A 15,669-nucleotide genomic window follows, 5' to 3' on the forward strand; every position below is an offset into this window, starting at 1 on the left:
CACCCCCGCCCGGACTTTTCCCACAGGCTGTGGACGGCCAGGAGTCCGGACGAAACGCTGGCGTAGCATGCAGAGAAATCGTCCGGTACCCCCCGCGGACTGGAACGGAAGGCCACCGCCGCGTGAATGCAACAGCCCCCAATGACCCCCTCGAAGCCCGGGACCGCCCCGCCCGCCTCACGGTCGGCGTCGTGGGCGCGGGCCGTGTCGGCCCCGCGCTCGCCGCGTCGCTCCAGCTCGCCGGGCACCGGCCGGTCGCCGTGTCCGGTGTCTCCGACGCCTCCGTGCGCCGGGCGGCCGCACTGCTGCCCGACGTACCGCTGGTGCCGCCCGCCGAGGTCCTCGCGCGCGCCGAGCTGGTGCTGCTGACCGTCCCCGACGACGCCCTGCCCGGCCTGGTCGAGGGCCTCGCCGAGACCGGCGCGGTGCGGCCGGGACAGCTGATCGTCCACACCTCGGGGCGGTACGGGACCGGCGTCCTGGACCCGGCGCTGCGGGCCGGCGCCCTGCCGCTCGCGCTGCACCCGGCGATGACGTTCACCGGCACCTCCGTCGACGTCCAGCGGCTGGCCGGCTGCTCCTTCGGCGTGACCGCCCCCGAGGAGCTGCGGCTCGCGGCCGAGGCCCTGGTCATCGAGATGGGCGGCGAGCCCGAATGGATCGCGGAGGAGTCCCGCCCGCTCTACCACGCGGCGCTCGCCCTCGGCGCGAACCACCTGGTCACCCTGGTCGCCCAGTCGATGGAGCTGCTGCGCACGGCCGGGGTCACCGCCCCCGACCGGATGCTCGGCCCCCTCCTCGGCGCCGCACTCGACAACGCCCTGCGCTCCGGCGACGCCGCGCTGACCGGCCCGGTGGCCCGCGGCGACGCCGGTACGGTCGCCGCGCACATCGGCGAGCTGCGCAGGCACGCCCCGCAGGCCGTGGCCGGATACGTGGCGATGGCCCGCGCCACCGCCGACCGCGCGCTCGCCCACGGCATGCTCAAGCCGGAGCTGGCCGAGGACCTCCTCGGGGTCCTGGCCGACGGCACCGGATCACAGGAGCCCCGATGACCGGCACAACGCGCGCCCCCGGCGCCTCCCGTACCTCCGCCACGCCCCCCGTGCTCCGTACCGCGGCCGAGCTCGGCGCGTTCGCCCCGCTCAAGGGCGTGCGGGCCGTCGTCATGACCATGGGCGCCCTGCACGAGGGTCACGCCACCCTGATCCGCGCCGCACGCGCGGCGGCGGGCCCCGACGGCCAGGTGGTCGTCACCGTCTTCGTCAATCCGCTCCAGTTCGGCGAGGCCGCCGACCTGGACCGCTACCCCCGCACGCTGGACGCGGACCTCGCCGTGGCGGGCGCCGCCGGGGCGGACGCGGTCTTCGCGCCGTCCGTCGACGAGGTGTACCCCGGCGGCGAGCCGCAGGTCCGGATCTCCGCGGGGCCCATGGGCGAGCGGCTCGAAGGGGCCTCGCGCCCCGGACACTTCGACGGCATGCTCACCGTCGTCGCCAAGCTCCTCCACCTCACCCGTCCCGATGTCGCGTTCTTCGGGCAGAAGGACGCCCAGCAGCTGGCGCTGATCCGCCGCATGGTCCGCGATCTGAACTTCCCCGTGGAGATCACCGGCGTGGAGACGGTCCGCGAGCCGGACGGCCTCGCGCTCTCCAGCCGCAACCGCTTCCTGGACGCGGAGGAACGGCACACCGCCCTCGCCCTGTCCCGGGCCCTGTTCGCCGCCCGCGACCGGCTCGCCGCCCAGCAGGCGCTGCACGCCCGCGCGCAGGCCACCTCGGCCACCACCGGCCGGGCCGCCGCGCTCACCGCGCTCGGCGAGGCCCGCGCCGCCGCCGACGCCCACGCGGTGGCCCTGGCCCGCCCGGTCGACGGCCCCTCCGCGGTACGGGCGGCCGCACTCCTGATCCTCGACGACGCGGCGGCCGCGCAGCCCCCGCTCGCCCTGGACTACCTGGCGCTCGTGGACCCGGCCGACTTCACCGAGATCCCCGACGACCGCACCACCGGCGAGGCGATCCTCGCCGTCGCCGCGCGGGTCGGCAGGACCCGGCTCATCGACAACATCCCGCTGACCTTCGGAGCCACCACGTGACCGGAATACGGCTGACCGCCCCCGCCCCCGGCTGGTCCATCGACGCCGACGTCGTGGTGGTCGGCTCCGGCGTGGCCGGTCTCACCACCGCGCTGCGCTGCGCGGCCGCGGGTCTCGCCACCGTCGTCGTCACCAAGGCCCGCCTGGACGACGGCTCCACCCGCTGGGCGCAGGGCGGCATCGCGGCCGCCCTCGGCGAGGGCGACACCCCCGAGCAGCACCTGGACGACACCCTGGTCGCGGGCGTCGGCCTGTGCGACGAGGCGGCGGTCCGGATGCTGGTCACCGAGGGCCCGGACGCGGTGCGCCGGCTGATCGGGACGGGTGCCCACTTCGACACCACGGAGAGCGGCGACATCGCGCTGACCCGTGAGGGCGGCCACCACCGCCACCGCATCGCCCACGCGGGCGGCGACGCCACGGGCGCCGAGATCTCCCGCACCCTGGTCGAGGCGGTCCGCGAGGCCGCCCTGCACACCGTGGAGAACGCGCTCGTACTGGACCTCCTCACCGACGCCGAGGGCCGTACCGCGGGCGTCACGCTGCACGTCATGGGCGAGGGCCAGCACGACGGCGTCGGAGCGGTCCGCGCCCCCGCGGTGGTCCTCGCCACCGGCGGCATGGGCCAGGTCTTCTCCGCCACCACCAACCCGGCCGTCTCCACCGGCGACGGCGTGGCACTGGCGCTGCGGGCCGGCGCCGAGGTCTCCGACCTGGAGTTCGTCCAGTTCCACCCCACGGTTCTCTTCCTCGGCTCCGGCTCCGAGGGCCAGCAGCCGCTGGTCTCCGAGGCGGTACGGGGCGAGGGCGCCCATCTCGTCGACGCGTCCGGAACCCGCTTCATGCTCGGACAGCACGAGCTGGCGGAGCTGGCCCCGCGCGACATCGTCGCCAAGGCCATCACCCGCCGGATGGAGCAGCTCGGCACCGAGCACATGTATCTCGACGCCCGCCACTTCGGTGCCGAGATGTGGGAGCAGCGCTTCCCGACGATCCTGGCGGCCTGCCGCGCCCACGGCATCGACCCGGTCACCGAACCGATCCCGGTCGCCCCCGCCGCGCACTACGCCTCCGGCGGCATCCGCACCGACCTGCGGGGACGTACCACGGTGCCGGGCCTGTACGCCTGCGGCGAGGTCGCCTGCACCGGCGTGCACGGCGCGAACCGGCTGGCGTCCAACTCCCTCCTGGAGGGCCTCGTCTTCGCCGAGCGCATCGCGGCGGACATCATCGAGGACCGGCCCGCCGCGGACGCCCCGGAGACGGGCGACGGCCACGCGCCCTCCCCGCTGATCGACCCGGAGGCCCGGTCCACGATCCAGCGCATCATGACCCGGGGCGCCGGAGTGCTGCGCTCCGCCGAGAGCCTGGCCACCGCCGCCGAGGAGCTGGAGGCCCTCCACGACAGCGCCGCCCTGGCCGTGGCGGCGGACGAGCCCAAGGTCGCGGTGCCCGGCGTCGAGGCGTGGGAGGTCACCAACCTCCTGCTCGTCTCGCGCGTCCTGGTCGCCGCCGCCCGGCAGCGCGAGGAGACCCGCGGCTGCCACTGGCGCGAGGACCGGCCCGAGCGCGACGACGAGAACTGGCGCCGCCACCTCGTCGTCCGGCTCACACCGGAGCGCCGCCCGGTCCTCCGTCGGACGGAGACCGAGGCATTCGGGCCCGTACGCCCCGCGCAGGGACCAGACTGCGCAGCAGCACCCCCCACCCACCCCGCCGACGTCACCGAGGAGCCGTAACCGTGAGCACGCCCGAAGAGAATCCGCGCCCCACACCCGTGGACGTACCGCTGGTCCGGATCGGGGCGCCCGCACCGTCCGCGGGCGGCTGCGGGGACGGCTGCGGCTGCGGCGGTGACGAGTTCGACCCGCTGGAGTGCGGCCTCGACCCCGCCCTCGCCCAGCTCCTCGCCGACGCGGGCCTGGACCCGGTCCAGGTCGAGGACGTCGCGCACGTCGCCATCGAGGAGGACCTGGACGGCGGGGTGGACGTCACCACCGTCGCGACCGTCGCCGAGGACGCCGTGGCCACCGGTGACTTCACCGCCCGTGAGGCGGGCGTCGTGGCCGGTCTGCGCATCGCCGAGGCCGTCCTGTCCATCGTCTGCACGGAAGAGTTCGCGGTCGAGCGCCACGTCGAGGACGGCGACCGGGTCGCCCCCGGCCAGAAGCTGCTGACCGTCACCACCCGCACCCGCGACCTGCTCACCGGCGAGCGCAGCGCGCTCAACCTGCTGTGCCGGCTCTCCGGCATCGCGACCGCCACCCGCGCCTGGGCCGATGTCCTCGAAGGCACCAAGGCCAAGGTCCGCGACACCCGCAAGACCACCCCGGGCCTGCGCGCCATGGAGAAGTACGCGGTGCGCTGCGGCGGCGGCGTCAACCACCGGATGTCGCTGTCGGACGCGGCGCTGGTCAAGGACAACCACGTCATCGCGGCGGGCGGCGTCGCCGAGGCCTTCAAGCGGGTACGGGACGAGTTCCCCGACGTACCGATCGAGGTCGAGGTCGACACCCTCCAGCAGGTCCGCGAGGTGCTCGACGCGGGCGCCGACCTGATCCTGCTGGACAACTTCACCCCGCTCCAGACGGCCGAGGCGGTCGCCCTGACCGGCGGCCGCGCGGTCCTGGAGTCCTCCGGCCGGCTCACCCTGGACACGGCCCGCGCCTACGCCGACGCGGGCGTCGACTACCTGGCCGTCGGCGCGCTCACCCACTCCTCGCCGATCCTCGACATCGGCCTGGACTTCCGCGACACCGACGGGGCCGACGTCTGATGCTGCTCACCATCGACGTCGGCAACACCCACACCGTCCTCGGCCTGTTCGACGGCGACGAGATCGTCGAGCACTGGCGGATCTCCACCGACCCCCGCCGCACCGCCGACGAGCTCGCCGTGCTGCTCCAGGGCCTGATGGGCATGCACCCGCTGCTCGGCATGGAGCTGGGCGACGGCATCGAGGGCATCGCGATCTGCTCCACGGTCCCGGCCGTCCTGCACGAGCTGCGCGAGGTGACCCGCCGCTACTACGGCGACGTCCCCGCCGTGCTCGTCGAGCCGGGCATCAAGACCGGCGTGCCGATCCTGATGGACAACCCGAAGGAGGTCGGCACGGACCGCATCATCAACGCGGCCGCCGCCGCCGAGCTGTACGGCGGTCCGGCGATCGTCGTCGACTTCGGCACGGCCACCACCTTCGACGCGGTCTCCGCGCGGGGCGAGTACACCGGCGGTGTCATCGCCCCCGGCATCGAGATCTCGGTCGAGGCGCTCGGCGTCAAGGGCGCCCAGCTCCGCAAGATCGAGCTGGCCAGGCCGCGCAGCGTGATCGGCAAGAACACGGTCGAGGCGATGCAGTCGGGCATCATCTACGGCTTCGCCGGCCAGGTCGACGGCGTCGTGGCGCGGATGAAGAAGGAGCTGGCGGCCGACCCGGAGGACGTCACCGTCATCGCGACGGGCGGCCTTGCGCCGATGGTGTTGGGCGAGTCCTCCGTCATCGACGAGCACGAGCCCTGGCTCACCCTCATCGGCCTGCGCCTGGTGTACGAGCGGAACGTGTCCCGGATGTAGCGGATACCGGCCGTACCTGCGGGAACGGCGCGCGGTGGCGGTGCGCCGCCGCCGCGCCGCCGACGGCCAGCTAAGCCGATATTGTCCATTTAGCACGTATTGTCGCGCTATGCCCACGCCATACGGATCACGCGGCGGCATGGCGTTCAGCGCGGACGAGCTGCGGGTGCTCCGACGTGCCCTCGCCATCGCCCTCCACCCCATGCCCCTGCCGGACGAGGACGTCCAGGACTGTCTGCGGCTGGCCGGTGCCGTGGACGAGGCGGTCGGCGAGGCGGGACGGCTGCGCACGTTCCTCCTCGCCGACCTCGTCCGCTACCGCAACGCCCTCCCCGGCTCCGTCAGCGGCTACCTGGAGCTGCTCCAGGACGCCCTGGCGGGTGGATACGACCCCCGCCCCGACGACCTCGCGGCGCTGCGCGCCCTGCGCCACAGGCCGGTGGCCGCGGCGCTCCTGGGGCGCTGTCAGGTGCTCGCGGAGCGGTCGGTACGGGCCCGCCTCGCCGGACGCGCCGTGTCGGCGAAGGCCCCCGCGCCGCGCAGTCGGCTCCTCGCCCTGCCCGGCGGCCGGGCCGCCGCCGACGCGGAACCCGAACGACCCAAGGCCCCGGCGGAACCCGCCCGGCCCACCGGCCCGGCCGGGCGTCCCGCGCCGAAGCCCTCGGAGGTCTTCCCGCCCCGCCGCCGCCCGGTTCCGCCGCCGCAGCAACGCGCCGCGGGGTAGGGCCCGTCGGGAGGGGCGGTACGGAGGGGTGGCGCGGAGGCCCGTACCGGCCTCGTTACTCTGGACGGCATGGACTACGTATCCGCGCTCCTGCCCCCCGTGGTGATGGCCGTCTTCTTCATCGGCCTCGTCGTGACGATCGTCAAGAGTCAGGGCGGTCCCAACAAGGCCAAGGAGGACGCGGCCGTGGACCTGGCGCTCGGCCGCGCCGAGTCCGTCCAGCAGGCTCCGCGGACCGACGGCGCCTGATCCCGTCATCCCAGCACGCGAAGGGCGCACGACTCCTCCGGAGCCGTGCGCCCTTTTGGCGGGCCGATAAACCGGCCATTTCGGGCACCTGGCACTAAAGTGACATTGTGCCCCGCCAATTGGGAGATCTGGAAGACGCCGTGATGACACGGGTCTGGCAATGGAACCGTCCGGTCACCGTGCGGGAAGTCCTTGAGGACCTTCAGCGGGAACGCTCCATCGCCTACACCACCGTCATGACGGTAATGGACAATCTCCATCAGAAGGGCTGGGTGCGCAGGGAAGTCGACGGCCGTGCATATAGATATACGGCGGTCTCCACCCGCGCCGCCTACTCGGCCGCACTGATGAACGAAGCATGGTCGCGCAGTGACAACCCCGCGGCCGCTCTTGTCGCCTTCTTCGGCATGATGTCCGCCGAGCAGCGCGAAGCGCTCAAGGACGCCATGCGGATCGTTCAGCCCACCCTCTCCGGAACCCCCGAACCGCAGTCCGGCGAACCCGCCGGCGAACAGGCGGATGCCGCAGCCGCCGAAGAGGCCCATGAAGGGGCCGGTGAAGCGGCGGGAGATCCGGCCGATGGGGCGGGCCCGGAGGCCGGGCGATAGCGTCGGGGTATGTCCTCAGAGCTTCGGCATGCCGATTCCCGTACCGAACCGCCGGCCATAAACACGGCCATCACAGTCCGACGTGCCAGGACCAGCGATGTGGCATCGGTCCGCCGTCTCCTCGACGGGTACGTACGTGAAGGCATCCTGCTCGACAAAGCGACCGTGACGCTTTACGAGGACATCCAGGAGTTCTGGATCGCGGAACGCGACGAGGACGCCCGGGTCATCGGCTGCGGCGCACTGCACGTGATGTGGGAAGACCTCGCCGAAGTGCGTACTCTCGCCGTCGACCACAGCATCAGGGGCGCCGGAGTCGGCCATCAAGTGCTGGACAAGTTGCTGCAGACCGCCCGATGGCTGGGTGTGCGGCGGGTTTTCTGTCTCACCTTCGAAGTCGACTTCTTCGCGAAGCACGGCTTCGTGGAGATCGGAGAGACACCGGTCGACGGAGATGTCTACAGCGAGCTGCTGCGTTCCTATGACGAGGGTGTGGCAGAGTTCCTGGGTCTCGAACGAGTGAAGCCGAACACCTTGGGCAACAGCCGGATGCTTCTGCATCTGTGAGCGCCATCTGCGATCGCCACAAGAAGCCGGAACCCTATGTCCGAATCGCGCACGTTTCCCGTCTTCCCGCGATCCTGAACCTCTCCCGGGGGTTTGTGTTTTCCCGGGAAAAGCGGTTTCCTTTCCGCGTACTGCATTTTCGATGAAAGGGAATCCAGTGGCACAGAAGGTTCAGGTCCTTCTTGTCGATGACCTCGACGGCGGCGAGGCGGACGAGACGGTCACGTTCGCTCTCGATGGCAAGACGTACGAGATTGACCTCACGACGAGCAACGCGGACAAGCTCCGTGGTCTTCTTGAGCCGTACACCAAGGGTGGCCGGCGTACGGGTGGCCGCGCCGCGTCCGGCCGTGGCAAGGGCCGCGCCGTTACGGGTGGCAACAAGGACACTGCCGAGATCCGTAAGTGGGCCCGCGAGAACGGCCACAATGTGAATGACCGTGGCCGTGTGCCCGCGGAGATCCGCGAAGCCTACGAGAAGGCCAACGGCTGAGCTGTCGACCCACCCGTCGACGGCCCCGTTCGGGCACGCATCAACCGGGCCCGGTGGCATTCCGTCGCCACCGCGTCCACCAGCCGTACGAGATCGGGAGCACCCCCACCCCTGCTCCCGAGGCCGGTGAGGGCCGGGAGCTCCGACCCTTCCTCGTGCCGTAGCCCGGGGGGCCGCAGCCATGCAGCGGTCCCCGGCCGGCCCGCCATCCGCCCCGGCGGTACCGGCGCGGTGATCCGGCCGCCCGCGCCGATGGCGGTCAGGGAGAGGGCGACGCCTCCCCACTCCAGCCATTCGAGCAGTCCGGGCAGCTCGTCCGCGCTCCCCACCGCGACCAGCAGGCTCATCCGCGCACCCGACAGCGCCACGGGCCCGGTGCGGTCCAGCCGCCGCAGCGCCGCGTGACCGGCGGCCGCGGGAACCTGGAGCACGTCGAACCGCAGCCCGGTCAGCAGCCGCACCGGTGCGGTGCCCGCCGTCGCCCAGCCGAGCTCGCGTTCGTACCACTGCGCCCAGCGGGCGCAGTCGCCGCTCTCCCGCTCGCCGGTGACCGATGGCGCGGGGTACGGAACGGTGATGGCCATGCCCGGAAGAACGGCGCGGACACCCCCGGGGTTACGCAGAGTCCGCGAGCGGTTGCGCAATGTGTCCGGGATGGGGGCGTAGGGGCGTATTCACGAGCGCCAATATGTTCGCCCGTAGCGGAGGGAACCGGCGCGCGCCGCATGGACTGTCTGTAATTGCGGGTAAGACATCCCTAGTGGGGAGGGGCGACACGCAGGTTCGGGCGTCTCACGTTCGCCGTCGGCGTACTGGCGAAAGGGGTATCTGCCTGGCCTGCGGGAACATCGTCTCGCACCATCGGGTTGGAGAAGTTGTCAGCGTTCGGGGCAGGAGGCCAAGGACGGTGTCGGCAGTTGGAATGAGCGGTCCCCGCTTGCGGGACTAAGCTGCGGAAGGACAGGGAGGGGACCGACCCCTTACTGCCTGACCGCTCTGAGGAGCGATTAACGATGTTCGAGAGGTTCACCGACCGCGCGCGGCGGGTTGTCGTCCTGGCTCAGGAAGAAGCCCGGATGCTCAACCACAACTACATCGGCACCGAGCACATCCTCCTGGGCCTTATCCACGAGGGTGAGGGTGTCGCCGCTAAGGCCCTGGAGAGCCTCGGGATTTCGCTCGAGGCGGTCCGCCAGCAGGTGGAGGAGATCATCGGCCAGGGCCAGCAGGCCCCGTCCGGGCACATCCCCTTCACGCCCCGGGCCAAGAAGGTCCTGGAGCTGTCGCTCCGCGAGGCCCTTCAGCTCGGCCACAACTACATCGGCACCGAGCACATCCTGCTCGGCCTGATCCGCGAGGGCGAGGGCGTCGCCGCCCAGGTCCTCGTGAAGCTCGGCGCCGACCTGAACCGGGTGCGGCAGCAGGTCATCCAGCTGCTCTCCGGGTACTCGGGCAGCAAGGAGGCGGCGACCGCGGGCGGCCCCGCTGAAGGCACGCCCTCCACGTCCCTGGTGCTCGACCAGTTCGGCCGGAATCTCACCCAGGCCGCTCGCGAATCCAAGCTCGACCCGGTCATCGGGCGCGAGAAGGAGATCGAGCGGGTCATGCAGGTGCTTTCCCGCCGCACCAAGAACAACCCGGTCCTCATCGGCGAGCCCGGCGTCGGCAAGACGGCGGTCGTCGAGGGACTGGCGCAGGCCATCGTCAAGGGCGAGGTGCCCGAGACCCTCAAGGACAAGCACCTCTACACCCTGGACCTCGGCGCACTGGTCGCCGGCTCCCGCTACCGCGGTGACTTCGAGGAGCGCCTGAAGAAGGTCCTCAAGGAGATCCGCACCCGCGGCGACATCATCCTGTTCATCGACGAGCTCCACACCCTCGTGGGTGCGGGTGCCGCCGAGGGCGCGATCGACGCCGCCAGCATCCTCAAGCCGATGCTGGCCCGCGGTGAGCTCCAGACCATCGGTGCCACGACGCTCGACGAGTACCGCAAGCACCTGGAGAAGGACGCCGCGCTGGAGCGCCGCTTCCAGCCCATCCAGGTCGCGGAGCCGTCGCTGCCGCACACCATCGAGATCCTCAAGGGTCTGCGCGACCGCTACGAGGCCCACCACCGCGTCTCCATCACGGACGAGGCGCTGGTCCAGGCCGCGACGCTGGCCGACCGGTACATCTCGGACCGCTTCCTGCCGGACAAGGCGATCGACCTGATCGACGAGGCCGGATCCCGGATGCGCATCCGCCGGATGACCGCGCCGCCGGACCTCCGCGAGTTCGACGAGAAGATCGCGGGCGTCCGCCGCGACAAGGAGTCCGCGATCGACTCGCAGGACTTCGAGAAGGCCGCGTCCCTGCGCGACAAGGAGAAGCAGCTCCTCGCCGCGAAGACCAAGCGCGAGAAGGAGTGGAAGGCCGGCGACATGGACGTCGTGGCCGAGGTCGACGGCGAGCTGATCGCCGAGGTCCTGGCCACCGCGACCGGCATCCCGGTCTTCAAGCTGACGGAGGAGGAGTCCTCCCGTCTGCTGCGCATGGAGGACGAGCTCCACAAGCGCGTCATCGGGCAGAAGGACGCCATCAAGGCCCTCTCGCAGGCGATCCGCCGTACGCGAGCCGGTCTGAAGGACCCGAAGCGCCCCGGTGGCTCGTTCATCTTCGCCGGCCCGTCCGGTGTCGGTAAGACGGAGCTCTCCAAGACGCTCGCCGAATTCCTCTTCGGCGACGAGGACGCGCTGATTTCCCTCGACATGTCGGAGTTCAGCGAGAAGCACACGGTTTCCCGCCTCTTCGGTTCTCCCCCCGGTTACGTGGGTTACGAAGAGGGCGGTCAGCTCACCGAGAAGGTGCGCCGCAAGCCGTTCTCCGTCGTCCTCTTCGACGAGGTCGAGAAGGCCCACCCCGATATCTTCAATTCCCTGCTCCAGATTCTGGAAGACGGTCGTCTGACCGACTCCCAGGGCCGGGTCGTGGACTTCAAGAACACGGTCATCATCATGACGACCAACCTCGGGACCCGGGACATCTCGAAGGGCTTCAACCTGGGCTTCGCCGCCCAGGGCGACGTCAAGACCGGCTACGAGCGGATGAAGAACAAGGTCAACGAGGAGCTCAAGCAGCACTTCCGGCCCGAGTTCCTCAACCGTGTCGACGACACGGTCGTCTTCCACCAGCTCAGCCAGGAAGACATCATCCAGATCGTCGACCTGATGATCGCCAAGGTGGACGAGCGTCTGAAGGACCGCGACATGGGCATCGAGCTCAGCGGTGACGCCAAGACGCTCCTCGCCAAGAAGGGCTACGACCCCGTGATGGGCGCCCGGCCGCTGCGCCGGACGATCCAGCGCGAGATCGAGGACATCCTCTCCGAGAAGATCCTCTTCGGTGAGCTGCGCCCCGGTCACATCGTGGTCGTCGGCACCGAGGGCGAGGGCGAGGAGAAGACCTTCACCTTCCGCGGCGAGGAGAAGTCGGCGCTGCCCGACGTCCCTCCGATCGAGCAGGCGGCGGGCGGCGCGGGTCCGAACATGTCGAAGGACGTGTGAGGGCGCGGCTGAACGCCTGAGCAGAAGCAGAAGGGGCTGCCCCGGAACCGTGCGAAACGGTCCGGGGCAGCCCCTTTCGGCGGATGGTGGTCAGCGGCTCACGTCGAGACCTTCGCCGCCCGTGATCGCCGCGTGGCCCGTGACGGTCACCCGGCACTCGGGCATCGCCTGCAACGGGGACAGGTCGACGTGCCTGACATGCAGGGGCGGGGTGAGCACCAGCCACTCCAGCGCGGGGAAGACCCGGGGGATCCATTCGAGCCCGAGCGCGTCGGCGCCGGGGCGCAGCAGCAGATCCCTGACGGAAGGGACGGGCTGTTCGTCGCCGAACTCCGTCGGGGACGCCAGGACCAGGGCGACGTGGGACACCTGTGGTGCCCTGCGGAGAGCGGCGAGCAGCGGCCGGACCGGCGTGAGGGTTTCCAGTTCGAGCTGCCGCAGGCGCGTCCAGCCGTCGAGCGAGTCGACCTCCAGCGAGCCCGTCCCGTCGATGGCCAGTGAGCGGAGTCCGGGGTGGGCGGGCAACAGGGTCAGCCGCTTCGCCGTCACGTGGCTGAGCCTGAGGCGGCTCAGCTCTCTCGAAGCCGTGGCGGCCAGCGCGTCGTCGGGGACATGGCTCATGTCCAGCGCGACCATCTTCAGCGCAGGGAGTCCGGCGAGCGGGCCGAGGTCCCGTACGGCCGGGCAGATGGTCAGGGAGAGGGTCTTGAGCCTCTCGGCGCAGTCCGCCAGGAACGACAGGTCCGTCATGCAGGGGTTCTGCCGGAAGATCAGATCGTTCCAGGGCCTGTCGCGCAGGGCGGCGTGCAACTCGGCGGAGGCGAAGCACCCGATGATCTGCAGGTCCGCGGCGGACGGCAGGTGGCGCAGTGCCGCCAGCTTCTCGGGGGAGTCGATGTTCAGGGTGTGGTGATCCAGCTGGGCGAGGACCTGCCGGGCGTACTTCTCCACCGGATACCTGTCCCAGTCCACCCTGAACAAGTAGCTGAGCTCCGGGTGGGCGAGTGCCCAGCGGCGGGCGTGCGGTACGGCCTCCGCCCCGCCGATCTCGTTGATCAGGTCGACGCAGGGGCGGGCCTGCTCCTTGGTGGGTGTGCGGGCCGGGTCGGGCAGGAACTCCAGAGCGGCCGGACCGAGGTGGGCGAGCAGCCGTACGTCCTTGTCGTTCCCCGGCGGGAACAGCGCCCCGACGGCCGAGCGGACCCTGTCCCGTGTCGTCTCGTCCAGCCAGGTCGCGTGCTGTGCGCAGAGCGCGGCCAGGACGACGATCTCGTTCCGGGTGACGGTGTCGCTGGGGCCGGGCTGCGCATCCAGCAGTCCATTGACCAGTACGGGGTGTTCGCGGCGCCCGCAGTGGCCGGCCGACAGCCGGATGACGTCGTACCACTGCTGCGTGCCCGCCCGGCCGAGCAGTTCGTTCAGATGGTCGCCCTCGACGAACTCCTTCGCGGCGAGGAAGTCCTGGAAGGTGCGGTGGGCGAACTGGTAGACGTCGTCGGTACGTTCCTGGAGGACGCCGCTGCGGTTCAGCAGATGGGTCAGGATCTCCCCGGCCGTGCCCTGGGCGCGCAGCCGTTCCATGCCGGGCAGGGCGCGTTCCAGCTGGTGCAGTGCCGCGGAGCGGTGCAGCTCCGACTGGCCGCCCCGCACCAGCCAGATCGCGATGCGCTGGAGCAGCTGGGCCTGCTCCTCCACGCTCATCGTGATGCCCTCGGGGGCCTCGATCCTGCGCTGCTTGTCGCGGTCGCCGAGCAGCATGGTGAGCGCCGAGTCGTACAGGCTCCAACGGGTCTCCGGCAGGATGCCCTGGCGGCGGCGGTGCAGGGCGCAGATCACCGCGCAGAGCAGCGGCGTACGGGCCAGATTGCGCAGGGTCCGGTTCTGGGCGAACTGCTGGATCAGGTCCCGTTCCAGCGCGCCGAGCGTCTCGTGGTCGTCGTCGTCCAGCCGGGCGGCCCGGTGCCAGGCGGCGACGAAGGCCTCGATGTCCTCGTCCCGCATCGGCAGCAGCCGCAGCTCGTCGAAGTCCTGGGACCTCAGCCAGCCCGGCTCGACGGCCAGCGGGCGCACCGTGGCCACGCAGCGGATGTCCGGATAGCGGTCCAGGAGACGGGACAGCCACTCGTGGGCCTGCTCGCGGTCGTCGCGCGGGACCTCGTCCAGGCCGTCGACCAGCAGCAGCGCCCGGCCGGACTCCAGTACCCGGCCGACCCAGCCCTCGGGGGCCCGGTCGATCACCAGCCGGGCCGCGTCCGGCAGCTGCGCGGGGGCGGGGAACGTGCCGCCCTGGGCGCGCAGGGTGCGCAGCGGCACGACGAACGGGACCAGGCCGTTGAGCGGGGACAGCTGCGGGCCGAGCGTGCCGGCCGAGGCGTGGGCGGCCAGCCACCACAGCAGCGTGGTCTTGCCGGCGCCCGCGTCGCCGCGCAGCAGGACCCGGGGGCGGCCGGGGAGCAGCGCGTCGATCCGCTGCGGCGGTGGACCCGCTTCCCCGACGATCTGCTGGGCCTCCAGACTCAGGTACGCGGTGTCCAGGTCCCATTCGGAGTCGCGCCGGCCCAGCTCGTCGAGGCCGAAGATCTTCGTACGGCGGTACGCGGCCCCGAGCGCCGCCGCGTACTCCTCCTCGTACCGCGCGTCCCCGGGGAAGTGGCCGTGCACCCGCTCGTGGTGCAGGGGAGTGCCGGTCTGCCGGTAGACCAGCCCGAACGGCTGCGAGGTGAGGAGCCGGGCGACCGGTACGCACTCCACGCGCCGGCCGCCGCGCTGCCGGGGGATCTGCCGGGCGATGCCGATGAGGACGTTGCCGGCGAAGACCGGGCCGCCGGACATGCCGCGCAGTGACGGGGGAGCCGATTCGTTTCCCGGGGGCGGTGGGCCGTCCAGCTCGCAGACCAGCAGCCCGCGCAGCTGCCCGGCCGTCGGCAGGGCGGTGGCCGTGTACTGGTCGGTCTCCAGACGCCCCTCGGGGCCGTACCGCTGGATGTCCGGGAAGCCGGTGATCTCGCAGCCGGAGAGCGCCTGCCCGGAGTGCAGGACGCCGAGCCGTACGGGGGCGAACGGGAGCACCGGGTCGGCGGCCAGCAGGAGGGCGGCGTCGAGGTCGTGGTCGATCCAGGCGACCGTCGCGGTGGCGTGGTCCGCCCGCGCCGGGTGGGCGATGGTGGCCCGGCCGCCGCCCTTCACCACATGGGCGCAGGTCAGCACGAGCCGGTCGGTGAGCAGGGCGCCGCTGCCCTGGACGGATCCGGCGCCGATGACGACGACCGTGCGGGCCGCGGGCGCGGGGGGTGCGGCGGGCGGCGCGGGGCTCATGGCTGTGCCGTTCCGCCGCCGAAGTCCGCCGTGCTGCCCCGGTCGTCGTTGCCGATCTGCCAGGGGCCGCCGGTCGTGGCGTCGCGCGGTTTCAAGGTGAACGCGACCTTGTGCGTGCGGCCGGTCGTGCGGGAGGCGTCGGCGCCCGCCTCGACCACCCAGGCCTTGACCTTGCTCCCGCCCTTGATCTCCTTGCGGAGTTCGAGGGTGAATTCCATCTGGATGTCGCCGACCTCGAAGGCCACGGGGCGGCCGGTGGCGCGGCCCGCGGCGTCGATGAGCTGGTTGCGGATCGACTCGACGGCATCGGCGAGCTCGATGCCGTCCCTCTCGCTGGTGTCCGCGGCGTCACTGGCCATGGCATGCCCCCCCGGGGTCGGCCTCGTGGTCGTCGTATCACCCTAAGGGCTGTCCCGTAATCCCTGGCGGGCGTGCGACGACGGCCACGGCACCTCGCCGCGTTGTCGGAACGCCCGAATACATCCAGTATTCGGGCGTCCCTC

14 protein-coding genes are annotated in these 15,669 nt (G+C 71.5%); 11 read left to right on the forward strand and 3 right to left on the reverse strand.

Features of this window, described 5'->3' with window-relative positions; translation table 11 throughout:
- The first annotated feature begins 122 nt into the window (after positions 1-122).
- The 10 genes from ACFYY1_RS14360 (at position 123) to ACFYY1_RS14405 (ending at position 8,309) form a co-directional block, all read left to right on the forward strand.
- Positions 123-1,055 carry a Rossmann-like and DUF2520 domain-containing protein gene (locus tag ACFYY1_RS14360; protein WP_388584570.1) on the forward strand — a complete coding sequence of 311 codons (933 nt, stop codon included), beginning with the start codon at positions 123-125 and terminating at the stop codon, positions 1,053-1,055.
- Entirely contained in the window at positions 1,052-2,095 is a 1,044-nt protein-coding gene (gene panC, locus ACFYY1_RS14365; protein WP_388584573.1) for a pantoate--beta-alanine ligase, read from the forward strand. The genes ACFYY1_RS14360 and panC overlap by 4 nt, the downstream gene beginning before the upstream one ends.
- A complete protein-coding gene (locus tag ACFYY1_RS14370; RefSeq protein ID WP_388584574.1) occupies positions 2,092-3,834 on the forward strand; it encodes an L-aspartate oxidase in 1,743 nt (580 codons plus the stop codon). Before panC ends, ACFYY1_RS14370 begins: the two co-directional genes overlap by 4 nt.
- A 2-nt stretch (positions 3,835-3,836) precedes the next feature.
- The gene (gene nadC / locus ACFYY1_RS14375; RefSeq protein WP_388584577.1) at positions 3,837-4,871 is read left to right on the forward strand and encodes a carboxylating nicotinate-nucleotide diphosphorylase; all 1,035 of its coding nucleotides are present in this window, start codon (positions 3,837-3,839) and stop codon (positions 4,869-4,871) included.
- Complete coding sequence (locus ACFYY1_RS14380) at positions 4,871-5,668, forward strand: type III pantothenate kinase (protein WP_388584579.1); 798 nt, start codon at positions 4,871-4,873, stop codon at positions 5,666-5,668. Before nadC ends, ACFYY1_RS14380 begins: the two co-directional genes overlap by 1 nt.
- 139 nt (positions 5,669-5,807) lie before the next feature.
- A complete protein-coding gene (locus ACFYY1_RS14385) occupies positions 5,808-6,392 on the forward strand; it encodes a hypothetical protein (protein WP_388584731.1) in 585 nt (194 codons plus the stop codon).
- Between the two features lie 69 nt (positions 6,393-6,461).
- Positions 6,462-6,641 carry a hypothetical protein gene (locus tag ACFYY1_RS14390; protein ID WP_388584582.1) on the forward strand — a complete coding sequence of 60 codons (180 nt, stop codon included), beginning with the start codon at positions 6,462-6,464 and terminating at the stop codon, positions 6,639-6,641.
- A gap of 107 nt (positions 6,642-6,748) precedes the next feature.
- Positions 6,749-7,249, forward strand: a complete 501-nt coding sequence (locus ACFYY1_RS14395) for a BlaI/MecI/CopY family transcriptional regulator (protein ID WP_388584584.1) — start codon at positions 6,749-6,751, stop codon at positions 7,247-7,249.
- A gap of 9 nt (positions 7,250-7,258) precedes the next feature.
- A complete protein-coding gene (locus tag ACFYY1_RS14400) occupies positions 7,259-7,816 on the forward strand; it encodes an amino-acid N-acetyltransferase (RefSeq protein ID WP_388584587.1) in 558 nt (185 codons plus the stop codon).
- 157 nt (positions 7,817-7,973) lie between these two features.
- Entirely contained in the window at positions 7,974-8,309 is a 336-nt protein-coding gene (locus ACFYY1_RS14405; RefSeq protein ID WP_072487060.1) for an Lsr2 family protein, read from the forward strand.
- On the opposite strand, the gene ACFYY1_RS14410 is transcribed toward ACFYY1_RS14405, so the two are convergent.
- The gene (locus ACFYY1_RS14410; protein WP_388584589.1) at positions 8,288-8,893 is read right to left on the reverse strand and encodes an SCO3374 family protein; all 606 of its coding nucleotides are present in this window, start codon (positions 8,891-8,893) and stop codon (positions 8,288-8,290) included. The genes ACFYY1_RS14405 and ACFYY1_RS14410 overlap by 22 nt on opposite strands.
- Positions 8,894-9,322: 429 nt before the next feature.
- On the opposite strand from ACFYY1_RS14410, the gene ACFYY1_RS14415 reads away from it, so the two are divergent.
- Complete coding sequence (locus ACFYY1_RS14415; protein ID WP_266492539.1) at positions 9,323-11,851, forward strand: ATP-dependent Clp protease ATP-binding subunit; 2,529 nt, start codon at positions 9,323-9,325, stop codon at positions 11,849-11,851.
- A 90-nt stretch (positions 11,852-11,941) separates the two neighbouring features.
- On the opposite strand, the gene ACFYY1_RS14420 is transcribed toward ACFYY1_RS14415, so the two are convergent.
- On the reverse strand, positions 11,942-15,166 hold the full coding sequence (locus tag ACFYY1_RS14420) for an NACHT domain-containing protein (protein ID WP_388584592.1): 3,225 nt from the start codon (positions 15,164-15,166) through the stop codon (positions 11,942-11,944).
- On the reverse strand, positions 15,163-15,525 hold the full coding sequence (locus tag ACFYY1_RS14425; protein ID WP_388584595.1) for a trypco2 family protein: 363 nt from the start codon (positions 15,523-15,525) through the stop codon (positions 15,163-15,165). The genes ACFYY1_RS14420 and ACFYY1_RS14425 overlap by 4 nt, the downstream gene beginning before the upstream one ends.
- Positions 15,526-15,669: the final 144 nt, after the last annotated feature.

Origin of the sequence: Streptomyces sp. NPDC001890 (assembly GCF_042891445.1) — a bacterium.
Classification (GTDB): domain Bacteria; phylum Actinomycetota; class Actinomycetes; order Streptomycetales; family Streptomycetaceae; genus Streptomyces.

Coding starts and splice junctions, on each gene's coding strand:
- ACFYY1_RS14380 (WP_388584579.1), top strand. CDS start 4,871: ATGCTGCTCACCATCGACGTCGGCAACACCCACACCGTCCTCGGCCTG.
- ACFYY1_RS14415 (WP_266492539.1), top strand. CDS start 9,323: ATGTTCGAGAGGTTCACCGACCGCGCGCGGCGGGTTGTCGTCCTGGCT.
- ACFYY1_RS14385 (WP_388584731.1), top strand. CDS start 5,808: ATGGCGTTCAGCGCGGACGAGCTGCGGGTGCTCCGACGTGCCCTCGCC.
- panC (WP_388584573.1), top strand. CDS start 1,052: ATGACCGGCACAACGCGCGCCCCCGGCGCCTCCCGTACCTCCGCCACG.
- ACFYY1_RS14410 (WP_388584589.1), bottom strand. CDS start 8,893: ATGGCCATCACCGTTCCGTACCCCGCGCCATCGGTCACCGGCGAGCGG.
- ACFYY1_RS14420 (WP_388584592.1), bottom strand. CDS start 15,166: ATGAGCCCCGCGCCGCCCGCCGCACCCCCCGCGCCCGCGGCCCGCACG.
- ACFYY1_RS14400 (WP_388584587.1), top strand. CDS start 7,259: ATGTCCTCAGAGCTTCGGCATGCCGATTCCCGTACCGAACCGCCGGCC.
- ACFYY1_RS14425 (WP_388584595.1), bottom strand. CDS start 15,525: ATGGCCAGTGACGCCGCGGACACCAGCGAGAGGGACGGCATCGAGCTC.
- ACFYY1_RS14390 (WP_388584582.1), top strand. CDS start 6,462: ATGGACTACGTATCCGCGCTCCTGCCCCCCGTGGTGATGGCCGTCTTC.